General features: G+C 65.7%; 10 protein-coding genes. 4 read left to right on the top strand and 6 right to left on the bottom strand.

Translation table 11 applies throughout. The annotated features are described in order from the left end of the window. Positions 1-694: 694 nt before the first annotated feature. Together G9373_RS15360 and G9373_RS15355 are read left to right on the top strand one after the other, a co-directional pair. On the top strand, positions 695-1,582 hold the full coding sequence (locus tag G9373_RS15360; RefSeq protein WP_133986641.1) for a diiron oxygenase: 888 nt from the start codon (positions 695-697) through the stop codon (positions 1,580-1,582). Positions 1,583-1,598: 16 nt separating this feature from the next. Continuing rightward, on the top strand, positions 1,599-3,002 hold the full coding sequence (locus tag G9373_RS15355; protein ID WP_133986642.1) for an FAD-dependent oxidoreductase: 1,404 nt from the start codon (positions 1,599-1,601) through the stop codon (positions 3,000-3,002). A gap of 299 nt (positions 3,003-3,301) precedes the next feature. Here G9373_RS15355 and G9373_RS15350 read toward each other — a convergent pair whose 3' ends face one another. Continuing rightward, the gene (locus G9373_RS15350) at positions 3,302-3,712 is read right to left on the bottom strand and encodes a hypothetical protein (RefSeq protein ID WP_231137896.1); all 411 of its coding nucleotides are present in this window, start codon (positions 3,710-3,712) and stop codon (positions 3,302-3,304) included. A 346-nt stretch (positions 3,713-4,058) separates the two neighbouring features. Further along, on the bottom strand, positions 4,059-4,982 hold the full coding sequence (locus G9373_RS15345) for a LysR family transcriptional regulator (protein WP_005262508.1): 924 nt from the start codon (positions 4,980-4,982) through the stop codon (positions 4,059-4,061). 186 nt (positions 4,983-5,168) lie between these two features. Between G9373_RS15345 and G9373_RS15340 the strand changes: the two genes are divergently transcribed. After that, positions 5,169-6,458, top strand: coding sequence for a glutamate dehydrogenase (locus G9373_RS15340; RefSeq protein ID WP_120659131.1), 1,290 nt, complete (start codon positions 5,169-5,171; stop codon positions 6,456-6,458). A gap of 126 nt (positions 6,459-6,584) precedes the next feature. On the opposite strand, the gene G9373_RS15335 is transcribed toward G9373_RS15340, so the two are convergent. From G9373_RS15335 to G9373_RS15325, 3 genes are all read right to left on the bottom strand, one after another. Further along, positions 6,585-7,811 carry an NAD(P)/FAD-dependent oxidoreductase gene (locus tag G9373_RS15335; RefSeq protein ID WP_133986643.1) on the bottom strand — a complete coding sequence of 409 codons (1,227 nt, stop codon included), beginning with the start codon at positions 7,809-7,811 and terminating at the stop codon, positions 6,585-6,587. A 131-nt stretch (positions 7,812-7,942) separates the two neighbouring features. Then, complete coding sequence (locus tag G9373_RS15330; RefSeq protein WP_005568864.1) at positions 7,943-8,734, bottom strand: CoA ester lyase; 792 nt, start codon at positions 8,732-8,734, stop codon at positions 7,943-7,945. Further along, positions 8,734-10,005: a CoA transferase gene (locus G9373_RS15325; protein WP_120659128.1), complete on the bottom strand. Its 1,272-nt coding sequence runs from the start codon at positions 10,003-10,005 to the stop codon at positions 8,734-8,736. The genes G9373_RS15330 and G9373_RS15325 overlap by 1 nt, the downstream gene beginning before the upstream one ends. A 225-nt stretch (positions 10,006-10,230) precedes the next feature. On the opposite strand from G9373_RS15325, the gene G9373_RS15320 reads away from it, so the two are divergent. Then, complete coding sequence (locus tag G9373_RS15320; RefSeq protein WP_005262520.1) at positions 10,231-11,151, top strand: LysR family transcriptional regulator; 921 nt, start codon at positions 10,231-10,233, stop codon at positions 11,149-11,151. Positions 11,152-11,157: 6 nt separating this feature from the next. Here the strand turns inward: G9373_RS15320 and G9373_RS15315 are convergent, their stop codons facing one another. Then, on the bottom strand, positions 11,158-12,003 hold the full coding sequence (locus G9373_RS15315; protein WP_167115634.1) for a CoA ester lyase: 846 nt from the start codon (positions 12,001-12,003) through the stop codon (positions 11,158-11,160). Positions 12,004-12,026: the final 23 nt, after the last annotated feature.

The raw sequence follows: 12,026 nt of genomic DNA, 5'->3' as shown, positions 1-12,026 counted from the left end.
CGGGCAACCTCAACGGTGCCACGCGCCTCGGGGCTGGTTCTGCAATCGTGTCCACTTCCTCGACAGCTGCTGCCCGGCCACACAAGAATGGTCGGGCAGGAGTTCACCGGCTGACCGCAGTCATCACGCGTCGTCGTCTCACCCGCCCTGATCGGCCGCCAGCGCAATGCCAACCGAGGCGGGCACGGGGGCAACCGGAGCCTCCTCCGACGACTTGTCCACCATCACCGGCATTGCCTGCCTCCACCGGCTCGACGGGCTCGTTGTCAGGATCCACTGCGGCTCCCGCCCACCATCGGAGTTCGGGACTGCTGGTAGCCCGCGCAGCGCGTTGCGCGCGGAGGCGATCCTCAGGCCTGGGTTCTGCGTGACGCCAAGCGGCTCGCGAGGAAATCCTCGCGCAGGATTTCGCCTGGTGATCGGCCACGATTCCCCAGCACAACTGCGTGTTACTTGAATTCTCATGAAAATGCCGAGACATTCAACATCAATTCAGTGGATGCGGCGACCTGAGCGTCGAGTCGGTGGCGAGGTACGCTGCTGGTTCTGCGATTGCTTCCGTAACCGACTAATGTGCCGGGCGGAACACAGTTGAGGCAGAGCGCAAGGGTGAGTTCTGGCACCCGGGATAAACACAATTGCTCTCTAATCGATTCGAGATTCGATTGGAACAGGATATAGGAGTAAAGAAAGGATGACGACATCCGGAAGCGATGCGATATTCGATACTCTCTTGGAATCGGCTAAGCGCCTCTCATTCGATCCCCGGGACCCCGTGGTTTGCCAACCCGATGCAGATGGCACCGAATTTCACGGGATGACACCCGAGTGGTCGCCTCTCTTCGGCACCGCTACGTGGGACTCCATGACCGAGTCGGAACGCGTCCGGCTCACCAGAAGCGAGGTCGCGCAGTTCCTGGGCGTCGGAATCTGGCTGGAGGTGGGATTGCAGGTGGCATTGCTGCGGGCCAGCCACAGTGCGGACCCCGCCCGCTCGGACGTCAAGTTTCTGTTCAACGAATGCGCCGACGAGAACCTGCACTCGTTGATGTTCGTCAACGTCATCGACAGCATCGGATCGCAATTCTATCGACGCGACCGCTCACTGGACTTTTTCGGATGGCTGTTCAGGACCATCGCATGGGACGAGGTGGCATACGGAATCGTTCTGGCTGGCGAAGAGATCTTCGACGTCATGCAACGCGACTGGATGGCGAGCGAAGACGTCGCCGCGCCCATCCGCAGGGCTTGCTATATCCATGTTGTCGAGGAATCCCGGCACATGGCGTACGCGCGTCAGAAAATACGGACTCGGTTGATAAAGATTTCGCGCGTTCGACGGTTTATCAGCACCCTGATCATCGCGATGGGAACGCATCTCGTCGCGAAGAGCCTGATCAATCGTCGAATGTACGAGGACCTCGGCCTGGATTGGAAGGTAGTGGGGCCGGAAATCGACGCAAACGAACACCACCGGATAATGTTCCGCAGGGCCGCAGAACCGTTTATCGAATTCCTGAGCAGAGAAGGGCTGCTGAATTTCGGCGCGCGATGGATCTACCGAAAATCGAATCTTCTCTGAGCAAGCAGGAGTCGTTGTGACCCACGTTGTCCTGGGGCATTGTTGTAAGGATGCCTCGTGCGTGCGGGTGTGCCCGCAGAATTGCATTCACCCTGCTCCCGGCGAAGCGGGTTTCGAGTCGGCCGAGACGTTGTTCATCGACCCGCGCTCGTGTATCGATTGCACCGCCTGCGTCGAGGCCTGCCCGGCGTCTGCCATCAAACCCGAGTGGACGTTGACCGTCACCGAACGGCCCTACGCGGCCCGCAACGCAGAGTTCTTCGAGCAGGCTCCCGCCAAGTCCCGGCCCCGGTCGCGACGGATCCGCTTCGAGCAACCGCTGGGCAAGCCCAGCGAGATGCGGAAGATCGCCGTCGTCGGATCCGGGCCGGCGGCGATGTACACGATTCGCGAACTCCTTCGGCGATCGACCTCGGTACGCATCACCATCTTCGAACAGCACGGCGAGATCGGGGGCCTCCTGCGCCGGGGCGTCTCCCGGGACCACGTCGGCGTTCGCGACATGATGCGGCTCTTCGACGTGCCCTTCAACGACGATCGCGTCACGATCCTCCACGACACAGAAGTCGGTGTGGATGTCTCGGTCGAAGATCTCCGGACCAGATTCGACGCCATAGTGCTCGCGTGTGGCGCTTCGCAGCCGCGGCGACTCGGACCCACGACCGCGGATCGCGGCGAGGGTGTCTATGAGGCCATCGACATTCTGGTGGCCGAGAACTGTGAGGCGTCCGGTTTTCGCCCGCGCGGGCCACTGGGGCCGAGATCCCTCGTGATCGGGGCGGGCAACGTCGCCTTCGATGTCATCCGATGGATGGCCAGGGCACGCGACCGAGGTGCCGCGGCCCAAGCGGTGACGGAGGTGGTGGTGTTGTCGCGATCGGCCCCCGATCGCGCCTCCTTCACGCCGTCGGCGTTCTATGAGCTTCTGGACCTCGAGAACGCCGAGGTGCTGATCGACCAAGCCGGCCGTCGGCCGGGCGCCGGTGCCGATGCCCCGCTGCTACGTGACATTTCCGCCCTGCCCGCTGCCGACATTTCCGCGGCAGATGGCCGGACCACCACGGACGTGGGCAGACTGCGCGTTGTGTTGTCCTTCGGACAGGAGGTGACCGATCTCGGGAAGACAGTGGCCGGCGGCGTCGCCGTCACCACGACGACCGGTCGGACCTTCCTCGCGGACTCCGCGATATGCGCCACCGGATTCACGACGAAGCCGCTCGACGGCATCCCCGTGGACGAGCGGGGGGTCGTGCCCAACCGCCGAGGTCGTGTGATCTCTCTCGAGACGAGCGAGCCGCTCGAGGGACTGTACGTCGTCGGATGGGCGAAACGAGGCGCCGTCGGCGGCGTCGGCGACAACCGTAGCTGCGCCGCGGGAACCGTGACGCAACTCGCCGCAGACCTGCACTCGCGGGTGTGACCGGGCGCCCGATTCGACTTCGATGGCGCAGCCGCCGCAATGAGTCTGCTGGTCGAGGACGGCCGGATCACCCGCATCTACGCGATCAGCAACCCCGTACAAACTGGGGCGGTGACCGTCCTGCGGTGGGTGTTCGACTTGGAGTGCACGGCTCGTCTACGGCGACGAGCTGGACTGTGCGGGTCGGCTCACGTCATGGTCACGCTCCCGGTGACGAAGAACGGCGCCATGTTGCCGAAGCAGAAGGACGGTCACGTTGGACCTCTTCGTGAGGCCGCCCAGTTTGCCGACGCCGGCGGTCACGGAGTGTCCGTGTGTGGCGTCCGAAGGGCGCCGAGATGTCGGATTGTCTTGTTCCTGAGCTGTCGGTTGTTCTTTGGTTCCCGTGCCGACTTCTGGTCTTCGATCTGCCGGATCAGCTCATGCTTCGCTGCGCCGAGAGCCTGAACCAGGTGGGGATCGGTGGCGGCCGCCACCAATGGCGGAAGGCCGGGGAGCGTCGTGCGTAACGTGACTCGCTGTTCTTTGCCGCCTCGGTCTTTCACCGAGATTTCCACGTCCACATCGCTCGGGTCCCAACGCCCGAGGTGCGGTGCGAGCGCCGACAACACCTCTCGCACGTGCGCGCGGTCCTTCTCTTTGAAGCCCGCGCCCATGTGGAGCGTGTGCTCGTCGAGGACGTCTCGTCGCTTGTCATCCGTTGTACTCACCGTGGCCTCATCTCTGGACTCTCACCTCGACGGTAGACCCTTTCCGTGGATAGTCGTGCGAGGTGTGAGTGCGACGTGCGACCGGAGCAACCGCAAATCGGTTTCGCCAGTGGCCGCTCCGAGCGATCCGGGCACATCCTCACCCACGCATTTCCCAAAAAGGTTAGCCACCGCATAGTTATGCATTGATCCGGCTCATCTCTCGTTCAGTCGATTCCGGGACACTGATCCGCGAGAGACCTCATGCAGGGGTTGACTTGCACTGCATCGCAATCCGGCGGCGGTGCGGATAGAGATCATTCATCCGACGGTTGGGCACTGTCCGGTAAACGTGTGTCGCCTACGGCTACGGGTACGGCGACCGTGCGGCGAGCCCCTGTGCGGCCGCCGCGGCGCGCACGGCGTCGATCACCAGTTGCAGCGGCGGTCGGTGCGCGGCCGTCCCCCGATGGGCGATGGAGATCGTTCGAGTGAGCGGTTCGGTCAGCGCGACGACGTCCATTCCTGGCGGGCGCAGCGTCAGTCCGAGATCGGAGACAAGGGTGACTCCCAGGCCTGCGGCAACCATCGCGAGTGCCGTCGCCTGCTCGCCGACCTCATGGTTGATCCTGGGTTCGAATCCGCAACGCTGACAGGCCAAGCGCACCGCGCGGCCGAAATGCGACTTGGGTCCCGCAAGGATCCAGGGATGCTCAGCGAGATCCGCCAGCGCTATGGTTCTGGCGGACACCGTTCCCGGAGGCAGTGCTGCGTGCAGTCGTTCCACCGCGATCACCACTCTGGTCAACTCCGGGTCCCACTGCATCGGGTAGTCGGAATAGTCGATCACGAACGAGAAGTCCAGCGAGCCGTCCTGCACTGCCACTGCGGTATCTTCCGGCGCGAGCTCCCTCGTTCGCACCTCGATGCCGGGATGCTCGGCGGCCAGCAACGTCAGCGCACTCGGCACCAGGCTCGACGCGACGGACGCCCACACTCCAACGGTCAATCGGGCGGTGACCCCTTCCTGCGTTTGCTCGAGAGCGGTCGTCGCGCGGTCCACCGATCGCATGATCTCCTCAGCGTGCTCGGCGAGGAGCAGGCCGATCTCGGTGAGCTGTACCCGCCGACCGCGCCGCTCGAATAGCTTTGCGCCGACGTCGCGTTCGAGCTGGGTGAGCTGTTGCGATACCGCGGATGTGGTGTAGTGCAAGGCCAGCGCCGCGGCTGTCACGGTGCCTCGGCGGTGCAACTCCCGAAGCATCCGCAACCGGCGCAATGACAGCTCCATGCCGCCAGCCTAGGCATCCATTCCCAACCGTCCAACCGGACCACGCGTTGCGCTGTGTAGAAAGCGTGAACGCAATCATCCAAGATTCGTAACTGGACGCCTGGTCACCAGCGCGCGCACTCTGGCGTCATCGGCTGAGTGGTCGTGGTGACGAAGATTTTCTGAGGACGATTGGGGTAAATCGAGGTGACTACGACGACGGAATGCGGGTTCGGGCGCACCACCGAGCACCTGGAGTATGACCACCGTGCGAACACTGCGACGCAGCGCCACATCGATGTGGCGACCGTGCACCGCGGTGAGCCCCTGTTACGTGTGACGTGGTCTGATCCGGTCACCGGAGCTCATGGTTACCTCGTCGTTCACACGTTGGTGTCCGACCTGGCGACCGGGGGCACCCGGATGCGGGCAGGCTGCACGATGTCGGAGGTCGAGGATCTGGCCAGAGGCATGGCTGCCAAGACCGCGGTTTTCGACTTGCCTGTCGGCGGCGCTAAGGGTGGCATCGACTTCGACCGGAAGGACCCCCGCGCCGTCGGTGTTCTGGAGCGGTTCTGTCAGGCGATGCGCCCGTGGCTGGCCGCGCACTGGGTGACCGCGGAGGATCTGGGGGTGCCGCAGCATCTGCTCGACGACGTCTTCGCGCGACTCGGCCTTCAACAGTCCTACCATGCGGCGATCAGCCGTGCGGAGGATCCGCAGGGGACTCTGCGCCGGGTACGGGCCGCGTTGAACGCCCCGGTGCCCAGCGGTTTTCTGCTGGGCGATGTGATCGGCGGTTACGGAGTCGCGCAGGCCTGCATCGGCACGGTGCAAGCATGTGGGTGGCCTCAGGCCGAAACGACGGTGGCCATCCAGGGCATCGGGACCATGGGGGGCGGCGCGGCCTGGTATCTGTACGAGGCCGGTATGCGCGTGATTGCTGTCGCCGACGCCCTCGGCACGCTGTACTGCCCTGACGGCCTGGACGTTCCCGCGCTGCTCGACCTGCGGGACGGCTACGGCGAGATCGACCGCTCCCGCGTCCCCTCGCATGTTCAGCGGTTGCCGAGCGCGGCTGTGATCGCCACTGAGGCAGACATCCTCGTCCCGGCCGCGATCTCATATGCGATCACGACGGACAACGTCGACCAGGTCGCCGCGAAAGTCGTGATCGAAGCTGCGAATGCGGCGACGACCCCGCGCGCCGAGGCGGTGCTCACCGGCCGGGGCATTCCGGTGGTCCCCGACTTCGTCGCCAACGCCGGAGCAGTCGCCTGGGCCTGGTGGGTGCTACTCAGTCAGGTCGGCACCGATCCGGAGGACTCGTTCCTGCGGTTGCGTACCGAGATGCTGGCCAAGGTCGCGTTGCTGCTCGGCAAATGGATCCTGGACGGCGTGGCGCCACGGCAGACCGCGTGGGACCTCGTCGCGGCCAACCGCAGTGCGCCGGCTCCCGCCGATCCTCCGGCAGTGCCGGCGCTCACTATCCCGTGAACGGTGGGCGGTGCGGTCCCGTTGGCTTCCCGGACCATCCCTCCCGGTGGGCTCGCCGCGCGTGACGGATCGGCTTCCTGCGGCGGTGGTGCAGTAGGCGGCGACGAGTCTTCGATTTCCTGAAAGTCATTGTCCAGGATCGGGTCGTGCCTGCAGCGCCGGCGCGGCGGCGGCCAGCAGCGCGTCGCGGTCTCGGTTCAACGGGGGATAGATGCGTTCGGTGTTGATGGTGACCTTGGTGGCTTTGGCCTGCGCGCCGCGCGACACCACCTGGCGGTCCCACCCCTCGGTGTACACCGCGCCCGCCGGTCCCAGGTCGAGAACGGTGGCGTACCAGGGGATCCGGAGCGGGAGCATCGGCTCCCCGAGCAGGTCGCCGATGACGTTGTAACCCGCGTAGCGGCCCATCGGGCGCCCGTGCTGGCACGACATCACCGACAGGTGGTCGTCGTCCACCCGCGCCGCGGCGACGTCACCGGCGGCGAATACTCCGGGCGAACCGATCACCCGCAGGTAGTCGTCGACCGGCAGGCGACCGAGCCGGTCGCGCTCGCCACCGAGCTGTGCGGTCAGCGGATTCGCCCGCATGCCCGCACACCAGACGACGGTGCCCGCGGCCAGCACCTCTCCGGAGGAGAGCGTCACGCCGTGCTCGTCGACAGATGCGACGCCGACACCGGTCAACGTCTCGACGCCGTTGTCGGACAGCGCCGCTTCGATCACCGGTCGCGCCGATGAGCCCATGTCGGAACCGACGTAGTGGTTGTGGTCGATCAGCACCACCCGCGGTTCGACGTTGCGTCCCGCGCACACCTTTGCCAGCCTTCCGGGCAGCTCGGACGCAGTTTCGATGCCCGTGAGGCCGGCGCCGACCACCACCGCGGTCGCCGCGTTCACGTCCGCTCGGCCGTCGGACAGCGCGGCCAGGTGGCGCTGTAGCTTCATCGCGCCGTCGTACGTGTCCACGTCGAAGCCGAATTCCCGCAAACCGGGGATATCGGGCGTCGCCACCCGACTGCCCAGAGCCATGACCAGACGGTCGTACCTCTGCGTGCGCTGTGCCCCGCGGCCCGAGACGGTGACGGTGCGCGCCGCGGTGTCGATCGCAGTCACCTCGGCGGCGATGTGCCCGACGTCGACCGGGTCCAGCACATCGCTCAGCGGGATACGGCACGCGCTCAGGTCTGCCTCGTAGTTGCGGACCCGGATGTCGTGGAACGGCTGCGCACTGATCACCGTGACATCGACGGTGCCCGTCGCCTGGAGTTCGTCGAGCCGCCGCGCCGCCCCCAGCGCGGCCCATAAGCCGGCGAATCCCGAGCCGAGGACGAGGACGCGGTTGGGTTCAGTCACCCTGCCATCGTGCCAGGTCTAGGGCGGGTGGCGGGCCGGCTCGAATCTGTCCGTGGCTGAAATCTATGCCGCACCACACCAGGAAGATCAGCATGGTCCACAGTGGGGGCTATGGCGGGGGTGGGGGTTTGTCAGGCGTGCGCAAAGTCCAGGATCTTCCTTGCCCGTTCCGCGACGGGGAGATCGACGAATTCGCCCGTGGCCAGTCGCACCGCGGCTCCGCCGGCGTTCTCGAATGCCTCGATGACTTGTCGAGCCCAGTCGATGTCGTTCTGTCGCGGACTGAAGGTGGTGTGGATGGCCGGAAGCTGAGCGGGGTGGATGGCGGACTTGCCGAACAGGCCGAGGTCACGGCTGTGGGTGGCCTGGCGGACGAGTCCGTCGGTGTCGTCGATGTGCGGGTAGACGCTGTCGATCGGTGGGGCGATGCCGGCGGCGCGGGCGGCGACGACGAGGTGGGAGCGCACGTACTGCATAGGTGCGTCCCCCTTCCCGGTGCCGAGGTCCTTCTGCAGGTCGATACCGCCGAGGGCGATATGGGTGACCGCGGGGTGCTCGGCGATCGCAAAGGCGTTGGCGACGCCTTTCGCGGTTTCGATAGCACAGATCAGGGGTCTTCCGGGGGCGCGGTCCGCGACCCAGTGGATGTCGTCGAGTGTTTCGACCTTGGGGATGCGGATGCCGTGAGCCGATGAAGCGACAGCATCGAGGTCGGCTCCGGCGAGTTCGGTGCCGGGCGCGTTGATCCGCACCCATGCGGTGTGGGTGGTGAGGACGAATGCGACATTGTCCCGCGCCGTCGACTTCTCGGCGGGCGGCACCGCGTCTTCGAGGTCGAGGATGACGGCGTCTGCGCCGGCGTCGAACACCTTGCCGAGGAGTTTTCGGTTGTGGCCCGGGGCGAACAGGTAGCTGCGGTCCATCAGAGGACCCCCTTCTCGGCGAGTTCGGACAGTCGGTACGGGTCGATGTCGAGGGCTTCCCTGTAGAACTGTTGGTTGTCCTGGCCGAGTCGGCGGCCGGCGAAGTTGATCGCACCGGGTGTTCCGAGCATGCGGATCATGAGGTTCTGCATCTTGATCGGGCCGAGGTCGTCGTCGTCGACGGTGGTGATGCAGTCGCGGTCGAGGACGTGCGGATCGTTCATCAGTTGCGCGACGTCGTAGATCGGTGCCAGCGCGGCGCCCACGCGTTCGAATTCGGCCGTGACTTCGTCCAGCGGCCTGTCTGCGATCCATTTCGCGACGGCCTCGTCGAGAAGGTCGCCGTTTCGGCTGCGTTCGCCGGCGGAGTCGAACCAGGGTTGTTCGACGACGTCAGGGCGGCCGACGAGGCGCATGACGCGCGCGGCGACGGAGGTGGCGCTCGCGGAGATGGCGACCCACCGCCCATCCTTGGTGAGATAGGTGTTGCGTGGGGCGTTGTTGGGGGAGCGGTTGCCGTTGCGACCGGCGATGGTGCCGAGCTGGTGGTACGCGGTGGGGCCGGGGCCAAGGATCCCCAGCAGCGGTTCGAGCAGAGACAGGTCGATGACCTGCCCCTTTCCGTCGCTGTCCGGGCCGTTGCGGTGCAGCAGCGCGGTCACCACACCGAATGCGCCGGCGAGTCCGGCGACACCGTCGGCGAGACCGAAGGGCGGCAACGTCGGCGGACCGTCCTCGCAACCCGTTTGGTGTGCGAATCCACTCATGGCCTCGGCGAGGGTCCCGAATGCTCGGCGCTCGGCGTAGGGACCGGATTGGCCGAAGCCGGTGACCCGCAGCATGATCAACCCGGGGTTGAGGTCGTGGAGCCGGTCCGGTCCCAATCCCCACTTCTCGAGGACACCGGGGCGGAAGTTTTCCACCAGAACGTCGGCATCGACGACGAGGTCGCGGAGCATCTGCTGACCCTCGGCGGTGCCGAGATTGAGGGTGATGCATCTCTTGTTGCGCGAGATCACCTTCCACCACAGACCGTGGCCGTCCTTGCGTGCTCCGTGTGAGCGGGCGGGATCGCCTGTGGGGTGCTCGATCTTGATGACGTCGGCGCCGTAGTCGCCGAGCATCATGGCAGTGATCGGTGCGGCGTAGACGGTACTGATGTCGAGGACGCGAATGCCGTGCAGGGGGGCACGCGTCGGAGAATGGCGGGTGCCTGTGCTGGCGTCGGCCTGGTCGTCAGGCGAATGGACGTCACTCGGGTGTGCAGTCATAGGCTGTCCTCACGCGTGGGGAGTGGATACGGTGGGCGGCACTCGACATCCGTCGCCGTGGGCGAGCAACGTCCGACGGTGCCTGTGCGAGCCGGTGTCACGGGGCGGCCGGAGAGTGTTGAGCTGCCACTGCCGCCATCTCAGACTGACACTCGCACGGTTCAACTACAATCACGGATGTATCGACAGGTGTTAACTTTCTCTAAAGCCACAGGAGGTGGGTGGGTGCTGGACACGACCAGGATGTTCACGCTGCGCGCGGTCGCCGAGCACGGATCGATCACCGCGGCAGCGTCGGCGCTCGGGTACACCACTTCGGCTGTCTCCCAACAAATCGCCAAGCTGGAGAAGGAGGCCGGGCAACCGCTCCTCGAGCGGCACGCGCGCGGCATCGTGTTGACCGAGGCGGGGCGGTCGGTGGTCAAGCACACCGAACGCATCCTGATCGAACTCGAGGCCGCCGATGCCGAACTCGCGGAGATCAAAGGGCTGCGTGCAGGTGTGCTGGCGCTCGGCACCTTCCCCACGGCTGGGTCGTCACTGCTGCCACTCGTGGTCAAGGAGTTCAAGACCCGGCACCCGGGGGTCGAGCTGAAGGTGCTCAGTGGCCGGTTCGCGTACTTGGTCGATGCGCTTCGCCGCCGGGAGACCGAACTGTCGTTGCTGTGGGACTACGAGTGGAACCGGGTCGATGACCCCACGCTGACGTACCACCACGTGATGAACGATCCGACCGTGCTGCTGGTGTCGGAACGGCACCGTCTGGCCGATCGCGACTCGATCCGGATCGCCGAATTGCGCGACGAATCGTGGGTGGTTCGCGCCGACGATCATCCGGTCGCGCAGACCCTCGAAAAACTCTGTCAGCAAGGTGGTTTCACGCCGCGCACGAGTGTCTTCGCGCACGACTACGGTGAGGTGCAGGCGATGGTGGCTGTCGAGCTCGGCGTGGCTATTGCTCCGCGACTGGCCGTACTCAACCTTCGGCCCGACGTCCGGTCGATTCCCCTCGCCACCCGTCCGCCGCAGCGCCGGATCCTGGTCGCGCATCTGACCGAGCGGCGGCTGAGCCCGGCCGCGCAGGAAGGGATCGCGGTGTGCACTGCCGCCGCCCACCAGTTGCAGGAGGGATTCGAAACCGGATAGGACCGGTCAGCTCCGGCAGATTCCGAACGCGTCGGCGAGGCGGGTGATCTTCTCGGCCCGACCGAGCCGGGGCGGGTCGCTGCCGTCGCGAACAACGCGGCCGCGGGCTTCGAAATCGGCGAGAAACTCCCGCGCCCAGGTCACGTCCGAGGGCGTGGGGCTGATCGACTCGTTGATTACCGGCAGTTGTTCGGTGTCCAGGCACAGCTTCCCGGTCAACCCGAGGGACACGGACACCGCCGACTGCTCACGCAGAACGGTGTGACTGTTGCTGACGGTGGGACCGTCGATCGGTCCGGGCAGGTTGCCGATTCGGCTGGCGACCACCAGTCTGGAGCGGGGATAGGCCATGGCGAGGTCGTCTGCGCTGGTGCCGGTGTCGCGGCGATAGTCGCCGCTGCCGAAGGCGAGTCGGAAGACGCCGCGGGCGCGGGCGATATCACCGGCCTGGTCGATTCCGAGGGCGGATTCGACCAACGCGAGTACCGGGGTGGCTGCGCCGAGTCGGTCGAAGGTTTCGGTGATATGTTCTGCGGCTTCGGTTTTCGCAAGCGTCACGCCCGCCAGTCCGGGAAGCCCGGCGAGGCGATCGACGTCATCGCTCCAGTACGACGAGGACCGGTCGTTGATCCGCACCCAGGCCGAGGTGTTCTCGAGCCAGGCGGCGACCTCCTCCCGCGCGGTGGATTTGAGTTGGGGGTCGACGGCGTCCTCGATGTCGAGGACGATCTGGTCTGTGCAGGAGCGGTCGGCCTGGTCGAACAGGTCGGTTCGGGTGCCGTTGACCAGAAGCCAGGATCGGGCGATCCGCGTGTCGATCGGTCTGGGCGCGATCGCGATCTTCTCGGGCATCAGGATTCCTGTCGCATCGCGGG

This window comes from Rhodococcus sp. A14 (assembly GCF_011603105.1).
Lineage (GTDB): Bacteria > Actinomycetota > Actinomycetes > Mycobacteriales > Mycobacteriaceae > Rhodococcus_F > Rhodococcus_F opacus.
Note: the sequence above shows the minus strand (reverse complement) of the source record. Positions and strands in the feature narration are given on the sequence as shown.